The organism is Bacillus sp. FJAT-47783 (genome assembly GCF_022808615.1).
In the GTDB taxonomy this organism is placed as follows: Bacteria; Bacillota; Bacilli; order Bacillales; family Aeribacillaceae; genus Bacillus_BZ.
Window position 1 is genome coordinate 137,211 of record NZ_JAKZKS010000003.1, and the last position, 16,668, is coordinate 153,878.

Annotated in this window: 13 protein-coding genes, 1 other RNA gene and 1 other annotated feature; of the genes, 1 reads left to right on the forward strand and 13 read right to left on the reverse strand. The window is 38.3% G+C overall.

From position 1 onward, the window contains the following. Positions 1-40: 40 nt before the first annotated feature. From MLD65_RS04440 to MLD65_RS04460, 5 genes are all read right to left on the reverse strand, one after another. Positions 41-808: a tRNA threonylcarbamoyladenosine dehydratase gene (locus MLD65_RS04440; protein ID WP_243290659.1), complete on the reverse strand. Its 768-nt coding sequence runs from the start codon at positions 806-808 to the stop codon at positions 41-43. Positions 809-1,004: 196 nt separating this feature from the next. Then, positions 1,005-1,194, reverse strand: a non-coding RNA gene (ssrS, locus tag MLD65_RS04445) — 6S RNA. A gap of 60 nt (positions 1,195-1,254) precedes the next feature. Beyond that, the gene (aspS, locus tag MLD65_RS04450) at positions 1,255-3,033 is read right to left on the reverse strand and encodes an aspartate--tRNA ligase (RefSeq protein WP_243290660.1); all 1,779 of its coding nucleotides are present in this window, start codon (positions 3,031-3,033) and stop codon (positions 1,255-1,257) included. 13 nt (positions 3,034-3,046) lie between these two features. Beyond that, positions 3,047-4,315, reverse strand: coding sequence for a histidine--tRNA ligase (gene hisS / locus MLD65_RS04455; RefSeq protein ID WP_243290661.1), 1,269 nt, complete (start codon positions 4,313-4,315; stop codon positions 3,047-3,049). A gap of 84 nt (positions 4,316-4,399) precedes the next feature. Further along, positions 4,400-4,632 (reverse strand) — a binding site (T-box leader). Between the two features lie 51 nt (positions 4,633-4,683). Next, positions 4,684-4,860: a hypothetical protein gene (locus MLD65_RS04460; protein WP_243290662.1), complete on the reverse strand. Its 177-nt coding sequence runs from the start codon at positions 4,858-4,860 to the stop codon at positions 4,684-4,686. Positions 4,861-5,018: 158 nt separating this feature from the next. On the opposite strand from MLD65_RS04460, the gene MLD65_RS04465 reads away from it, so the two are divergent. Continuing rightward, positions 5,019-6,737, forward strand: coding sequence for an N-acetylmuramoyl-L-alanine amidase family protein (locus MLD65_RS04465; RefSeq protein WP_243290663.1), 1,719 nt, complete (start codon positions 5,019-5,021; stop codon positions 6,735-6,737). A 50-nt stretch (positions 6,738-6,787) separates the two neighbouring features. Here MLD65_RS04465 and dtd read toward each other — a convergent pair whose 3' ends face one another. The 8 genes from dtd to MLD65_RS04505 all read right to left on the reverse strand — a co-directional run bounded on the left by dtd (position 6,788) and on the right by MLD65_RS04505 (position 16,623). Next, on the reverse strand, positions 6,788-7,231 hold the full coding sequence (gene dtd / locus MLD65_RS04470) for a D-aminoacyl-tRNA deacylase (protein WP_243290664.1): 444 nt from the start codon (positions 7,229-7,231) through the stop codon (positions 6,788-6,790). A gap of 15 nt (positions 7,232-7,246) precedes the next feature. Further along, a complete protein-coding gene (locus MLD65_RS04475) occupies positions 7,247-9,442 on the reverse strand; it encodes a RelA/SpoT family protein (protein WP_243290721.1) in 2,196 nt (731 codons plus the stop codon). 246 nt (positions 9,443-9,688) lie between these two features. Beyond that, positions 9,689-10,201, reverse strand: coding sequence for an adenine phosphoribosyltransferase (locus tag MLD65_RS04480; RefSeq protein ID WP_243290665.1), 513 nt, complete (start codon positions 10,199-10,201; stop codon positions 9,689-9,691). Positions 10,202-10,267: 66 nt separating this feature from the next. After that, on the reverse strand, positions 10,268-12,640 hold the full coding sequence (gene recJ / locus MLD65_RS04485; protein ID WP_243290666.1) for a single-stranded-DNA-specific exonuclease RecJ: 2,373 nt from the start codon (positions 12,638-12,640) through the stop codon (positions 10,268-10,270). A gap of 57 nt (positions 12,641-12,697) precedes the next feature. Beyond that, positions 12,698-13,015: a LapA family protein gene (locus tag MLD65_RS04490; protein ID WP_243290667.1), complete on the reverse strand. Its 318-nt coding sequence runs from the start codon at positions 13,013-13,015 to the stop codon at positions 12,698-12,700. Further along, the gene (locus MLD65_RS04495) at positions 13,012-13,929 is read right to left on the reverse strand and encodes a cation diffusion facilitator family transporter (RefSeq protein WP_243290668.1); all 918 of its coding nucleotides are present in this window, start codon (positions 13,927-13,929) and stop codon (positions 13,012-13,014) included. The genes MLD65_RS04490 and MLD65_RS04495 overlap by 4 nt, the downstream gene beginning before the upstream one ends. A gap of 116 nt (positions 13,930-14,045) precedes the next feature. After that, positions 14,046-16,292, reverse strand: a complete 2,247-nt coding sequence (secDF, locus tag MLD65_RS04500; RefSeq protein ID WP_243290722.1) for a protein translocase subunit SecDF — start codon at positions 16,290-16,292, stop codon at positions 14,046-14,048. 37 nt (positions 16,293-16,329) lie between these two features. Beyond that, entirely contained in the window at positions 16,330-16,623 is a 294-nt protein-coding gene (locus MLD65_RS04505; protein WP_243290723.1) for a post-transcriptional regulator, read from the reverse strand. Positions 16,624-16,668 lie beyond the last annotated feature (45 nt).

Sequence of the window (16,668 nt, forward strand, 5' to 3'; positions counted from 1 at the left end):
ACTGACTACAAACTAGGAAGGTTGTAGTCAGTTTTTTTACTTATTTTTCATCAGAAACGCGATAAATTTTCACATCTTTTAAAAGTTCATTTACGACATGTGATGCCATAATAAGTCCTGCAACAGATGGAACGAACGCATTTGAAGAAGGTGGCATTTTCGCTTTACGAATGGCCGCCTTTTCGTTTCCTACCTCTTTACGCACATCTTCCCGAATGACAATTGGACTTTCATCAGAGAAGACAACTTTTACCCCTTTTCGAATTCCTTCTTTTCGAAGCTTTGTACGTATCACTTTTGCAATGGGGTCGGTATGGGTTTTGGAAATATCAGCAATTTGAAAACGGGTTGGATCTGTTTTATTAGCTGCTCCCATGCTCGAAATGATCGGTACATTTCGTTTTAAACATTCTTTCATAAGGTGAATTTTATAGCTAATCGTATCAGAAGCATCGATGACAAAATCAGGCTCGTATTGAAAGAACGTTTCATACGTTTCTTCTGTATAAAACATTTTTAACGCGATAACTTCACAATCCGGATTAATATCCGCAACTCGTTCTTTCATTAGATCCACTTTCGGTTGCCCGACAGTCGATAAAAGTGCGTGAATTTGCCGGTTCACATTCGTAATATCGACATCGTCTTTATCGACTAAAATTAAACGGCCAACACCCGAGCGTGCAAGCGCTTCAACAGAAAAAGAACCGACTCCACCAATTCCTAACACCGCAACGGTGCTCCCTTTTAATATATTTAACCCTTCTTTTCCGATTGCTAACTCATTACGTGAAAATTGATGTAACAACGAGATCACTCCATTAATTTGTTTCTCTTAGCAGTATTTTTCCTGAATACAGAATATATCATACTTCAAAAGAAAAGCAAGTATTTCTATGGATAAAGTGAATGTTTGAGTTACTGTCAATGTTCAGCAAAAAAAAAAAAGAGACATTCAACGTTAAGCGAATGTCTCTTTGTATGTAAATGTTTGTTCAAAAAAACGAAGCCCCGATTGTGCCGTCGCCGTTTCCTTCGTTTTGATCCCGCTCACGGCAGGTGGGTGACCTGTTTCAACGTTTTGTAAGTCCTCAAACCGGTATGTGAGGCATTTACGCCAGTTGAAAACTCCGGACTCCCATTTTAAATATTGTTCGGTCAAAACTAGGTGTACGACTAACACATCAGGACTTTATCTGTTGAAAATAGGATATCATAACTAATGATTGTTTTCAAGAAATTATGAAATGGTAATTATTCCGCCTGTTTCTTTTCGATTTTAAGATGAAGTTCTTGTAATTGTTCTTCACTTACTTCATCAGGAGCATTTGTTAATAAACAGCTTGCACTTGCTGTTTTCGGGAAGGCAATCGTATCGCGTAAGTTTGTTCTGCCAGCTAACAGCATGACTAGACGGTCTAAACCAAGAGCAATTCCCCCATGAGGTGGAGTACCATATTCAAATGCTTCAAGTAAAAACCCAAATTGCTCCTTTGCTTCCTCTTCCGTAAAACCTAGTAATGTAAACATTTTTTGTTGGACATCTTTTTCAAAAATACGAATCGAACCGCCGCCTAATTCATAACCGTTTAATACTAAGTCATAGGCTTGGGCGCGCATTTCACGAGGGTTTGTTTCAAATAAAGAGATGTCCTCACGAACAGGCATTGTAAATGGATGATGAAGTGCATAATAGCGATCTTCGTCTTCCGCATACTCAACAAGTGGCCAATCAACGACCCATAAGAAATTAAATTTCGTCTCATCAATTAGGTTAAGTTCTTTTCCTAATTTTAAACGAAGCGCTCCTAAAGCATCTGCGACTACTTCTTTTGTATCTGCCACAAATAATAATAGGTCTCCCGCTTCTGCTTGTAACGTTTGTCTTAGTCCCTGTTGTTCATCTTCATTAAAGAATTTGGCAATAGGACCTTTCAGCTCAGACTCTTCAACTTTTAGCCACGCTAACCCTTTTGCTCCATACACTTTCACAAACTCGGTTAAGGCGTCAATATCTTTACGTGAATACGCTTCAGCTTGTCCTTTTACATTAATCGCTTTTACTTGACCACCATTTTCAATCGTACTACTAAATACTTTGAAGCTTGAATCTTTGACTACTTCACCAACATCAACAAGCTCCATTTCAAAGCGAGTATCAGGTTTATCCGAACCGTATCGAGCCATCGCTTCTTCATATGACATCCGTTGGAACGGAATTGATACATCGATGCCTTTTACTTCCTTCATCAAAGTTGCCATCATTTGTTCCATCATGTCGATAATTTCTTCCTGGCTCATAAAGGACATTTCAATATCGACTTGTGTAAATTCCGGCTGACGGTCTGCGCGTAAATCTTCATCACGGAAGCAGCGAGCAATTTGATAATAACGATCAAATCCTGACACCATTAATAACTGTTTAAAAATTTGTGGAGATTGTGGCAATGCGTAAAATTCGCCTTCGTGCACACGAGATGGTACTAAATAATCACGTGCACCTTCAGGCGTACTTTTTGTTAAGATTGGCGTTTCAACATCGATAAACCCTTGATCATCTAAAAAGCGACGAATCGATTTCGTAATTTGATGGCGCATTTTTAATGTTTCAAATATTTGTGGGCGTCTTAAATCTAAATACCGATATCTCAGCCGGACATCTTCAGACGCATCGGCACCTGTTTCATAAATAGAAAATGGAGGTGTTTTCGCACTGTTTAAAATCGTTACTTCTTCCGCTACAATCTCGACCTTTCCTGTAGGAAGATTAGCGTTGATCGTTCCTTCCTCGCGAAGAACGACCTCTCCTTTAATATCAACAACAAATTCGCTACGAATTTTCTCAGCAATTTGAAGCGCTTCTTTTGATACATCTGGATTAAACACAACTTGGACAATGCCTGTTCGATCTCGTAAGTCAATAAAAATAAGTCCACCTAAGTCTCGACGTTTTTGCACCCAACCTTTTAATACGACTTTTTCACCAATCGCTTTCTCCGTAATCTCACCGCAATAATATGATCGGCCAAACATAGTTACCTCTCCTTTATAAACGTTCTTTAAGATAGCATGAAAGCTTTTCTAATTGCACTTCTTCTTGATGACCTGTTTCCATATTTTTTACATTTACAACACCTTTATCTAGCTCATCGTCTCCAAGAACGGCGACATACTTTGCGTGCAGACGATCTGCTGCTTTAAACTGCGCCTTCATTTTTTTATTTTCATAATCTTTTTCTGCGGAAATTCCAGCATTTCGTAATTCTTTTAGTAAGGAAACGGAATAATCTTTTGCGTTATCACCTAGTGTTACAACATAGCAATCGATCCCTTTTACCGTTGGAAGCTCAACTTTTTCAGCATCTAATGCCGCTAACAGACGTTCAATACTTAAAGCAAACCCGATGCCTGGTGTTGTCGGACCACCCATTTCTTCTACAAGACCGTTATATCGTCCACCGCCGCATAAAGTTGTAATGGCTCCGAAGCCTTCCGCATTACTCATAATTTCAAACGCCGTATGATTATAGTAATCTAATCCACGCACTAAGTTAGGATCTACTTCATATTCAATATTTACACTCTCTAAATAGGCAAGAACTTTATTGAAATAAGCTTTTGACTCTTCGTTTAAATAATCTTGAATAGAAGGGGCAGATGTCATTAATTCGTGCTCACGATCTTTTTTACAATCTAATATGCGCAATGGATTTTGTTGTAATCTTTTTTGACAATCTGGACAAAATTCATCGATACGGCCTTCAAAGTGTTTGATTAATGCTTCACGATGAGCCTTTCTGCTTTCTTTGTCTCCTAAGCTATTAATAACAAGTTTTAACCTCTTTAACCCTAGAGATTCGTATAAATCCATAGCTAACGAGATCACTTCTGCGTCAATGGCTGGATCACTTGAACCAAGTGCTTCGACTCCAAACTGGACAAATTGACGGTAGCGTCCCGTTTGCGGTCGCTCGTAACGAAACATCGGACCATTATAATAAAGCTTTACTGGCTGCTGAGGTGATGCGTACATTTTATTTTCTACGAATGAACGGACAGTTGATGCTGTACCTTCTGGACGAAGTGTTATACTTCTGCCTTTACGATCTTCAAATGTGTACATTTCCTTCTGGACAATGTCCGTTGAATCGCCAACACCACGAGTAAATAACTCTGTATGTTCAAAGATCGGTGTTCGTATTTCTTCGTATTGATATAAGCGACATATTTCCCTCGCCTTTTGTTCGACATATTGCCAACGTTCAACCTCTCCGGGCAATATATCTTGTGTTCCTCGTGGAATTTTAATTCCCATTTCATTCACTCCTTTTGAACTAAAAACGATTCGTAACATTTTTATCTTTTTCTATAAACAAAAAAACCCTCATCCCTACGTAAACGTAGGGACGAGAGTTAAGTTTCCCGTGGTGCCACCCTAATTGAAGCGTAAAGCTTCCACTTCTAAAGATAACGCCTAGCGCGTTCACCTCCTAATCACACATTTATATGCTTTCAGAGGGAAACCTACGGAGTGTTCTTTCGTTAAGTCATCAAGCGGAAAGCTTCCAGCCTAAGGCTCTCCTTCTCTGTTCTTGTGTACTCTTAACTACTTTTCTCCATTTACGGTTGTTAATTATTTTCTTGTAAATCTTATAATATCATACGAATAATGTTTTAGTCATGTCAAGTTCGATTTATTTGCTGTTTAAACTTTTGAATATCTCTGCCGTGTAATCCAAATTCACTACTTATCTCAAACGTATGTAAACCGTCGTCCTCCGTTAAATGATCATATTTCATCACACCAGTAAGGTTAAAACTTTTCATTTTCGCATGCTCATGCTTTGTACTAAACCTCATGTCTTTTCTCCCTTCCTGCGCCATCCGTTATTCATATCTTTTCCTTTTTCACAAAAAATATTTCAAATGTCCCAAGGAACTGACGATAAAAAAAGAGAAAGGGATAACGTAGTAATATAAATGACTGCGTAAATAATTTAGTGAAAGGAGTTGGGACATTGTCTAACAAACTTTTTTGGATTCCGTTAATTAGTTTTTTTCTTTTATTTGGAACGTTTGCTCCTTCAATGAAGCCCGTTACAGCGGAAACAAAAACGGCAACCGTCCTTGGGGATTCTGTTAACATTCGAACAGGACCAGGATTAAGTTATTCAGTTAAAGCATCAGCGAAATATGGAGAAACATATCCAATTATCGGTTCAAAAGGAGGTTGGGTGAAGCTTCAATTAAAGAACGGATCAAGCGGTTGGATTGCTGGATGGCTCGTATCACAAAAAACAATCCAAGCGTCAAATGATTCACTTGGCGAGGTTAAATCCGTTGCAACAGGTCTTCGCGTACGTACAGGTCCCGGTACAAGTTTTTCAATTTCTGGTTATTTTCCGAAAGGGGAAAAAGCTAAAGCCATTGAAAAACAAGCAAATTGGGTGAAAATCTCCTATAGAGGCTCTACAGGATGGGTATATAGTAAGTACATAACCTTTACAAATAAAGCGCCGTCTAACCCCTCGTCTCCTGCGTCATCGGTGAAGTCCGGAACCGTATTAGCAACTACGTTAAATGTGCGAACAGGGCCAACTACGAGTGCCGCGATTATCGGAAAACTTTACAAAAGTGAAAAGGTGACGATCGTTAGTAAAAAAGGGGATTGGTATCAAATTAAATTTAACAATAAAACCGCCTGGGTTCACGGCGACTTTGTTCAAACATCAACTTCCTCTAATAACTCATCGGACAGTCAAAGTAAAAAAACAGGAATCGTCACAGCAAGTACATTGAATGTTCGAGATAAAGGAAGTTTACAAGGTAAAATTATTGGAGCTGTAAAAAAAGGGACAAAGGTATCAATTGTTCAAGAAATGAACAATTGGTATCAAATTAAATTTGGCGGAAATAAAACAGGATGGGTCGCTGGATGGTATGTGAACATAAAGGAGCAAGAAACGTCAACAACAGACACCGTAACGTTGTTATACAACGGAACCAATTTACGAAGCGGTCCTTCTACTTCATACAAAGTCATCGCTCGCGGCAACAAAGGGGACAAATTTCGTGTCGTTAAAAAAGAAGGAAGATGGTACAAGATTAAGCTAAGAAATGGTCAACAAGCATTTGTTGCGGGATGGATCGTCACGACAGGTAATATATCTCAAGACCATGATAATCAAAAAAAGCAATCATTGTCGAACAAAAAAATTGTGATAGACCCTGGGCACGGTGGATACGATAGCGGAGCAATCGGGGCAAGAGGAACGCTCGAAAAACATGTAACGTTAAAAACCGCAAAGCTCGCTTACAATAAATTAAAAGCAAATGGTGCAAACGTTACGTTAACAAGAAGCGATGATACTTACATTAGCCTAAACTCTCGTGTGTACACGTCAAACCGGCAAAAGGCCGATGCCTTTATAAGTATTCATTATGATAGTTCGATTTATACTTCGGCTACTGGTCATACCGCTTATTATTATAGTAGCTCGAAGGACAAATCTTTAGCTCAATCGATTAATCAACAACTTGTAAAAAGGACGAATTTACGTAACCGTGGAGTAAGATACGGGAATTACCACGTATTACGTGAAAACCGTCATCCTTCAACTTTATTGGAATTAGGTTTTTTAAGCAACCCTAGTGAAGAGTGGACGGTCAATACGAGCGTATTCCAAGAACAAGCATCTCAAGCGATATACAACGGACTTGTGAACTATTTTAAATAATACAAAAAACATCTCCTATCCAAGTTTTAGGTAGGAGATGTTTTTTAATACTATGATTGGCTATCAATAATTAATGTAACAGGGCCTACATTTGTAAAGGATACATCCATCATAGCACCAAATCGGCCTGTTTCCACTTCTATTCCTTTCGTTCTTAATAGTTTATTAAAATGTTCATATAATTCGTTTGCATAGTCCGGCTTTGCTGCCTGCATGTAATTAGGTCGTCTCCCTTTCCGACAATCACCGTATAAAGTAAATTGTGAGATCGAAAGGACTTTTCCTCCTACGTCAAGAAGAGACTCATTCATCTTACCTGACTCATCTTCAAATATTCGCAAATTGGCTACTTTATCAGCTAAAAAAGCGGCATCTTTTTCCGTATCATTATGAGTTACACCGACAAGAACCATGACACCGAACTCAATTTCGCCAACTGTCTCCCCATTGACTAATACTTTCGCATCTTTTGCACGTTGGACAACTACCTTCATGTCTTTTAACCCTTTCTAATTCATGATTCGTCGAACTGAATAAATATCTCGTATTTGTTTAATACGTTCAACGACTTTATGCAAATGATTAATATTTTGAATCGATATCGCCATATTAATCGTTGCGACTTTATTTCGGTCCGAACGTCCAGAAACAGAAGAAATATTCGTCTTCGATTCATTCACAGCTTGTAAAACTTCATTGAGCAAACCTCGACGATCATATCCTAATATTTCAATTTCAACATTGTATTCTTTACGTCCTTCTAACTGATTTTCCCATTCGACTTCAATAAGTCGTTCCTTCGCTTCATCCTTTAATATATTCGGACAATCCGAGCGATGGACAGAGACGCCTCGGCCTTTTGTAATAAATCCTGCAATATCGTCACCTGGGACGGGGTTACAGCAGCGCGAAAGCCTTATTAGTAAGTTATCAATTCCTTTAACAGAAACGCCTGCATCCCTCTTTTTCGGCGGCATTTGCCTTACTTCATGAACAACTTCTTCTATATTTTTATTCTGTTGGTCTTGTTGCCGTTTTTTCCTCAACTTTTCTGTCAGTCGATTGACGACTTGAATCGCTGTAATTCCATTGTACCCAACCGCTGCATACATGTCTTCTTCGTTTGGGAAATTGAATTTTTCGGCAACACGGTTAATATTTTCAGCTGTTAATACTTCTTTTATATCAAAGTCCATCGCTTTTATTTCTTTTTCGATTAATTCTCGTCCTTTTTCTACATTTTCTTCACGTCTTTGTTTTTTAAAGAATTGACGAATTTTATTTTTCGCTTGTGATGTTTGGGCGAGCTTCAGCCAATCTTGGCTTGGTCCATACGAATGCTTCGATGTTAATATTTCGATTATATCTCCCGTTTTTAGTCTGTAATCAAGCGGAACCATTTTTCCATTCACTTTTGCCCCAATCGTTTTATTGCCAATTTCCGAATGGATTCGATAGGCAAAATCAATGGGAACAGATCCTGATGGCAGTTCAATGACATCTCCTTTAGGAGTAAATACGAATACCATATCAGAGAATAAGTCAATCTTTAATGATTCCATAAACTCTTCGGCGTTTGTAGATTCATTTTGAAATTCGAGTATTTCTCTAAACCAAGTAAGTCTTTTATCAAATGATCCTTGCTCATGATGCGTCTTTCCTTCTTTATAAGCCCAATGTGCAGCGATACCGTATTCTGCGATTTCATGCATTTCAAACGTACGTATTTGTACTTCTAATGGATCTCCTTTTGGGCCAATAACCGTTGTATGAAGTGACTGATACATGTTTGGCTTCGGCATCGCAATGTAATCTTTAAATCTGCCAGGCATCGGTTTCCAACATGTATGAATAATGCCGAGCACGGCATAACAATCTTTAATACTATTGACGATAATACGGACGGCTAATAAATCATAAATTTCGTTAAACTGTTTATTTTGCATCGCCATTTTTCGATAAATCGAATAAATGTGTTTCGGCCGTCCTGATACCTCTGCTTTTATGTTCACTTCGTCAATGCGTTCCTTTAAATCCTCAATGACCTCATCAACGTATTGCTCTCGTTCCGCTCGCTTCTTTTTCATTAAATTAACAATACGATAATATTGTTGAGGGTTTAAATATCTTAACGATGTGTCCTCTAGCTCCCATTTAATTTTCGATATTCCGAGGCGGTGAGCAAGTGGAGCAAAAATTTCTAACGTCTCATTTGCAATTCGTCGTTGTTTTTCTTGTGGTAAATGTTTCAGCGTTCGCATATTATGCAAACGATCGGCAAGTTTTATTAAAATGACACGAATATCTTGGGCCATTGCTATAAACATTTTCCGATGGTTTTCAGCTTGTTGCTCTTCTTTCGATTTATATTTAATTTTCCCAAGCTTTGTCACACCATCTACAAGCATCGCCACTTCTTCATTAAAAGCTTCTGTTAAATCCTTACATGTAATATCTGTATCCTCGACGACATCATGTAAAAAACCGCCCGCAATGGTTGCCGGGTCCATTTCTAAATCAACGAGAATCCCCGCTACTTGAACAGGGTGAATAATGTATGGCTCACCAGATTTTCGATATTGATCTTTATGGGCCTCTTTTGCAAATTCATATGCTTTTTGAATAAAAATGATATCGTTACCCGAAAGGTACGTTTTTGCCTTTTCAACGACCTGTTCAGCGGTTAATACTTGTTCATTCGCCATGGAATCACCTTTTATTTTTATATTTCCTAAAAGAGTACGAATATCCATATACAACCTGACTTCTCGTACAATTTTTTGTATTGCTTTTATTATTCATAAAATTTCAATGTGTGTAAAGTGTTCAGATCATCATCGTTTGAAGAAATCAAGGGATTTTGAGTATTATTATACAATTCGTAACATATAAAAGAAAAAGCACCCCATGTGAGTGCTTTTTCTTTTATATCTCTCGCACAAGAAATTCTTTTAATACTTCATTAAAGTGAGAATATCATATCCTTTTAGTTTGTCACGTCCATCCAGGTAAGACAGCTCAATTAGAAAGGCAATACCTGCAACAACTCCACCTAGCTGTTCAACAAGCTTAATGGTTGCTTCAATTGTACCACCCGTTGCTAGTAAATCATCCGTAATTAATACGCGTTGACCGGGTTTAATCGCATCTTTATGAATCGTAAGAGCATCCTTCCCATACTCAAGGCCATATTCAACTTTAATTGTTTCACGAGGTAGCTTCCCTTCTTTACGTACAGGTGCAAACCCAACACCTAGCGCATATGCTACTGGGCATCCAATAATGAAACCACGCGCCTCAGGTCCTACAACGATATCGATTTCCTTTTCGCGAGCATAGTTAACGATCTCATCTGTCGCATATTTGTAGGCATCACCATTATCCATTAATGTTGTAATATCCTTAAATTGTATCCCTTCTTTTGGGAAATCAGGTACAATGGTTACAAATTGTTTTAAATCCATTCGTTTTGTCCTCCTTGAATGTTTCCACTATCATGAAAAACAACGCAAGGGATCGAAGTGAATTCATCATTTCGACACTATTTGTTGTTCATATATTTTATTTTCAGAATGAATATTCAATTTCCTATTAAACCAATCTTTTAACTCTTGATAGGAAGAATATAATAGCAATTGTTCGAGCTCCACATACTGTTGCTTTTCCTGATATGTCTTCGATTGGGTCAAATCACGTTTCCTCGCATTTTTTATTAGCGAAATGACACCATCCTTTATTGTAACAAATTCTAATTCAAAAAACACCTTTGACATAAAAATAATAGTTTCTGTCGTCCAACCTTTGCGTTTCGCTAATTCAGCCCCATATTTCTTTACATCAAATGTCTCTCGCTTGGCTAAAAATGCATAAAACCATTTAAAATGTTCACGAGTAGGGACAGTAGAGAAAAAGTGATCTGATGCTTGAAAAAATACAGCATATATACGTTTAGGTATACCCTTTTCTAATAATCTCTCTAACATTCGAACAGTTGGCGGCATGTCTAACAATACAACATGTTTGTTGTTAAGGTCAAGGTCTTCGAAGTCGAATTCATCTTTCAAAAGCGAAGATGGATTCCCGTTCAAATCATATTTAACAGAGTCATCGTGAAAGGCGATAAAATGGACGTCTTCACTCGGAATGATTTTTATGACTTGATCGATTGACTTGCCGCGATAGTCAAATAATTGCCAATGGAACACAGCAATATCTTGAAGCATTATTTGCGGTTTTCTGCGATTGTTCCATTCATTAATGGAAAGTTCACCAACAACAGATACTTTCGATGTCGGTGCAATTTCATCGATTAATGCTCCATATCCAAACCCGATTGTATCTACTTCGTAATGATTTTCCTCTAAAATCATTTTTAAATGAGATTGATCCGATCCGATTCGATTGATTTTCGCAATATGGACATTTTCAATTAAACAAACAGGCTTCGGGTTCTTTACACCAAATGGTGAAAGCAGTTGGAGCTGTTCAATCGCTTCGACTGTGACTTCTTCTAGCGGACAAGCAATATCTATCGGTTTAACTGGTATAAAATCTTCCTCTGTTAATTGTTCATGGGCAAGACGAATTAACTTTGTTCTTAATTCATCAATATCGGACAATTTCAGTGTCATCCCCGCAGCCATCGGATGGCCACCAAAATGCGGTAATATGTCTCGGCATGATGACAAGTTTTCATATAAATCGTACCCTTCAATACTTCTAGCAGATCCTTTTGCGAGTCCTGTTACAGGATCAATACTTAAAACAATGGTAGGCCGATAATATTTCTCTACTAATTTTGATGCGACGATCCCGACAACGCCAACGTTCCAATTTTCCTTCGCTACGATAAGAACTGGATTTTCTTCAATTGGAAAGTTTTCTTCAATTTCTTGTATAGCTTCTTTCGTCATCTCTTGAACGAGCTGTTGACGCTCTTTATTTAACTGATCGATCTCATTCGCCAAATTTTCAGCTTCAACTTCATCATCCGTTAATAATAAATCGACAGCAGGATCCGCATCTTGCAAACGGCCAACTGCATTGATTCGGGGTGCAAGAGCAAAGCCCACTGTATCTTCATTTATTTGTGATGCCTTTACTCCAGATACTTTTAATAACGCTTGTATACCTACTTTAGTTGAGGTTCTTAAACGTTCAACACCTAATTTAGCAATCAATCGATTCTCATCATATAACGGGACTAAATCGGCAATTGTACCGATTGCAGCTATCTCGAGTAAATCTTCCGGTACCTCTCCAAGTAAGGCATGTGCCACTTTAAATGCTACACCAACACCTGCTAAATCTTTAAAAGGATAACGGCTCCCTTCTTTTTTCGGATGAATAATCGCAAATACATCTGGGAGTTCTGGGCCGATTTCATGATGGTCTGTAATAATGACATCGATTCCTAGCTCTTTTGCAACGGATGCTTCATGAATAGCCGCTATTCCTGTATCTACTGTAATTATAAGTGTATAGCCTTGTTCATGAATGCGACGAAACGCTTGTTCATTCGGTCCGTACCCTTCTCTAAAGCGGTTCGGAATATAAAAGTCGACGACCGCTCCTAATCTCCTTAATACAGTCAGCATGATTGTTGTACTGCTTACACCATCCGCATCATAATCCCCATATACCATGATAGGTTCTTTATGCTCAATCGCTTTCTTAATTCGCTCTACTGCTTTTTCCATCCCATCTAATAAGAAAGGATCATAAAATGGCTGTCCTTTCATATATAAAAAGCGCTTTGCATCATCTATGTTGTCAATACCACGATTGATAAGAAGTGAGGCAACTAGAGGTGCTAAGTTTAACTCTGTTTTTAATTGATTTATTTTTTCAATGTTGGCATCCTTTTCGTCTAAACGATGCCAACGTTTTTTTGCCTGAAGCATAATTTCACCCCTCAACCATCCTATTATACAGAAATGATCGAGGGGTTTTCAAACCCATTATTTTCGTTCTTCTGTCAAAACTTCCTCTTTATGACCTTCTTTGTTCGGTGATTTCTCTTGAATGTCTTTTTTCAACATATCATTTTCTCTTTGCAGCTTATTCACTTGTCGTTGCAACGAAAAAAAGCGAACAACCCCGAGCGACATGACCGTGATAGCCCCCATTAAAGCTGAACAAACAATGACAAGGACTAATGGCCAATTTGCTGTACCAAATAAATAATCAACCTCTACAGGTTCAACATTTATGACAGCAAAGATCGAAACAATGAGAGCAAAAAGAAGCGATAATATTAAAGCACTTTGCTTTTTCATCTAACATCCCCCTTATTTTCTCCCCGGAAATATGGATTAATGTGGACAAATACGTTCCGAACATTTTCATGTTGCATTAAACTCTTTTTTACTCGCTTTCCAACTCGATGTCCTTCTTCTACCGTAATATGAGGATCGACTGCGATTTTCAAATCGATAATGACATAAAATCCGTGCTCTCGTGCATGAAGTTCGTCAATGCGTTTCACGTCAGGATCTTTCAAAACGGTCTCTTTTAACGGTTTTGTATCTTCTTCATGCAATACATGATCGAGCGTATTATGTATGGCCTCCCCGCCGAGCTTCCATGCCATTTTCACTACGAGAATCGACACGAATAATCCTGCTAAAGGATCCAAATAGATGAGCCAACCAATTTGAAAATAGCCTCCTATAATCGATCCACCAATTCCTAATAATGCAGCAAAAGAGGAAAATACGTCTGAGCGATGCTCATGTGCATTTATGATGACAGCATCGCTTTTAATTCTTTTACCTAGCTTATACTTATACCGAAACATTGCCTCCTTTACGATAATTGAAAGGATGACAGCAGCAATCGCGATCATCTTCGGTGGATGAATTTTTACGAAAAAGGCTTCGATTGATGATTTCCCAATTTCTAATCCTACTAAAAATAATAACACCGCGACAATAATAGCGGCAATTGATTCTGCCTTTCCGTGCCCATAAGGATGGTCTTCGTCTGGCGGCTCTTTCGCAACGCGTAAACCGACGAAAACAGCGAGTGAACCTACTACATCACTCGCAGAATGGACGGCATCAGCAACGAGCGCTTTACTCTCCGCCACAACACCGACAATTCCTTTGACAATGGCGAGAACAATATTTCCGATAATCCCGATCACCGCGGCTAATTCAGCTTGTTTAAAGCGATCTTGTGTCAACTTCACTCACCCCTTATAGTTCATAAGGGTAGTTTACCCAATTTGCTATTTTGGAAAATAACAAAAAAGAGGCTTGTTGGTATGTGTAGTTAGCCAACGCCCCTCTTTTTATTCCCATATCTTTATACTTCTTGTTCTAACTCCTCTTCTTGTTTATGAGAAGTGGATTTTTTCTTTAACTGTTTCCCTTTCCATACAAGCCAAAGCTGTGCAGCAATAAATAATGAAGAGTACGTTCCCGAGATAAGCCCGATTAACAACGCAATAGAGAAATTCAAAATCGAGCTACTTCCAAAAATAAGTAGTGCCACGACAGCAAAAATAACGGTTATTACGGTATTGATCGATCGAGTAAAAGTTTGTTGCAAGCTTTTATTGACGATTTCAGCTAAGTCAGCAAACGTTTTTACACGTTTTTTCTTCTTCATATTCTCTTTTATACGGTCAAAGGTGACAATCGTATCGTTAATCGAATAACCAATGACAGTCAATACAGCTGCGATAATCGTAATATTAACTTCTAGTCTCGTAATACTGAAAAAGGCAATCGTAAAAAAGGCATCATGTATGAGTGCCACAATTGCTGCTAACGCCATGAAAAACTCAAAACGAACGGAAACATATATAATGATTCCGACAGAAGCAATTAATACAGCTATTAATGCGTTTCGTGCTAATTCTTTTCCAACCATTGGCGAAACTGTACTTACGTTCGGCTCACTGCCAAATTGTTTTTGAAAATGATCTTTTACTTCTGCAATCTTGTCTTTTTCCAGAACACCGACAAAGCGAGCAACCCCAATTTCATCATTATTACCCGATAGAATAACTTCATTTGGCTCAAGCCCGATCGCCTCGAATTCAGACTGAACTTCGCCTGCTGTTAAACGATCATTAGCGAGTACTTCGATACGTGTTCCACTGGCAAAATCAATTCCTACATTTAATTTTGCAATAAAGAGGACAAGAATACCTGCAATGACCATGATGGAAGATAGGAAGAAAAATCGCTTCCGATTCTTAACAAAGTCAACACGATCAAATCGTGTCGGTACTTGTGTATGTTTATTGGTCTTCGCAATATCTAGAATTTCTTCTTTCTTAACGCCAAACCAATGAGGTTTACGATCGAACGAGCGGCTATTGACTAATAAAGACAATAAAATTCTTGTTAAATACACGGCCGTCATAAAGCTGACAACGATACTAACCATAAGCATCGTCGCAAATCCTTTGACAGAGCTCGTTCCATAGAAAAATAATACAGCTGCGGCTAATAATGTTGTAACATTTGCATCGACAATCGTTAATAAAGAACGACGATTTCCAGCTTTAAAGGCAGAACGAAGACTTTTTCCAAGCTTTAATTCTTCTTTTATTCGTTCATATGTAATGATGTTTGCATCAACCGCCATCCCGACTCCTAAAATAAGTGCAGCAATTCCTGGTAATGTTAAAACGGCATGCATCCAATCAAACACAACTAAAATTAAATAAATATAAGTTGTAAGGGTTATCGAAGCGATGACACCAGGTAATCGATAGAAAAACATCATATAGAGATAAATAATCACAATCCCGATGAGCCCAGCAATAATCGTTTGATCCATTGCTTGTTCACCGAATTTCGCCCCAACAGATGTTGAATACACCTCGTTTAATTTCACCGGTAATGCCCCAGCATTCAACAAGCTTGCTAACTCTTTTGCTTCATTAATCGTAAAATTCCCTTCAATCGTTACTTCTGTTGTATTAAATACTTGATCGACATTTGGAGCTGAAATAAATTTCGAATTCTCTTTCGCTAACTCCTTTTGATAGGAGTCGCCTTCTTCGTAATCAAGCCAAATAACAAGCTGATTCGCTGGAGCCATTTTTAATACATGCTCCGTTACTTCTTTGAATTTCTCAGCATCCTTTAATTTTACGACAACATTCGGTTTGCCATATTGATCGAAGGATTGTTTCGCACCACCTTCAACAAGGTCTGATCCGTTCATCATCTCTTTATCATTCGTATCCCGAAATGTTAACTGTGCTTGCGTTGATAAAATTTCTCGAGCTTTATTTTGATTGTCAACTCCCGCAAGCTGTACACGTATACGGTCGTCTCCTTCAATTTGGATGTTCGGCTCACTGACCCCTAACACGTTTGCACGTTTGTTTAAAGCATCAACCGTATTCACTAAAACAGAGCGGTCGATCGTCTCTCCATCATCGACTGGCTCTACTTCATATAAAATTTCAAATCCACCTTGCAAATCGAGCCCTAACGTAATATCATTTGTAATATTTTTCGAAGTTAATCCCATTAGGCTCCCTAATAAAAGAACAATTAGAAAAAACGCCACAAAGCGTCCTCGCTTCACCATATGTATCCTCCTCAAGCTTTGCGATCCGACAAAGTTATACTAAATCTTTTAATAAATTTTGAGCATCTTCACTATCAAACCAAGTCGCTTCCTTAAACGATTCAATCGTTGCGTAATTCATAAAATCGGTCACTTTTACAGAAAAAATGTCGGCTACGATTCGATGAACCATCACTTCTTCTTTCTCTTTCCACTTTTTAGTTTTCAAAAAAGTCCACAATTCTTCCTCTGTTATTTTATCATATCCAAGTAAGTGGAATTCTTCCATTTTACTAATAATAAATGGCTTTACATGGTCTCGATATGAATCAGCCGGGTGTTTCAACATGGACATGCTCCTTCCTTCTTTAGCAATTGCTTGTCATGCTTGGTC

What these genes read in the sequence shown, in the direction of transcription:
- dtd (WP_243290664.1), bottom strand. Translation starts at nt 7,231, where the DNA reads ATGAAGGTAGTTGTCCAACGTGCAAAAGATGCGAAAGTATTAGTCAAT.
- aspS (WP_243290660.1), bottom strand. Translation starts at nt 3,033, where the DNA reads ATGTTTGGCCGATCATATTATTGCGGTGAGATTACGGAGAAAGCGATT.
- MLD65_RS04480 (WP_243290665.1), bottom strand. Translation starts at nt 10,201, where the DNA reads ATGGATTTAAAACAATTTGTAACCATTGTACCTGATTTCCCAAAAGAA.
- MLD65_RS04505 (WP_243290723.1), bottom strand. Translation starts at nt 16,623, where the DNA reads ATGTTGAAACACCCGGCTGATTCATATCGAGACCATGTAAAGCCATTT.
- hisS (WP_243290661.1), bottom strand. Translation starts at nt 4,315, where the DNA reads ATGGGAATTAAAATTCCACGAGGAACACAAGATATATTGCCCGGAGAG.
- MLD65_RS04490 (WP_243290667.1), bottom strand. Translation starts at nt 13,015, where the DNA reads ATGAAAAAGCAAAGTGCTTTAATATTATCGCTTCTTTTTGCTCTCATT.
- MLD65_RS04475 (WP_243290721.1), bottom strand. Translation starts at nt 9,442, where the DNA reads ATGGCGAATGAACAAGTATTAACCGCTGAACAGGTCGTTGAAAAGGCA.
- recJ (WP_243290666.1), bottom strand. Translation starts at nt 12,640, where the DNA reads ATGCTTCAGGCAAAAAAACGTTGGCATCGTTTAGACGAAAAGGATGCC.
- MLD65_RS04460 (WP_243290662.1), bottom strand. Translation starts at nt 4,860, where the DNA reads ATGAGGTTTAGTACAAAGCATGAGCATGCGAAAATGAAAAGTTTTAAC.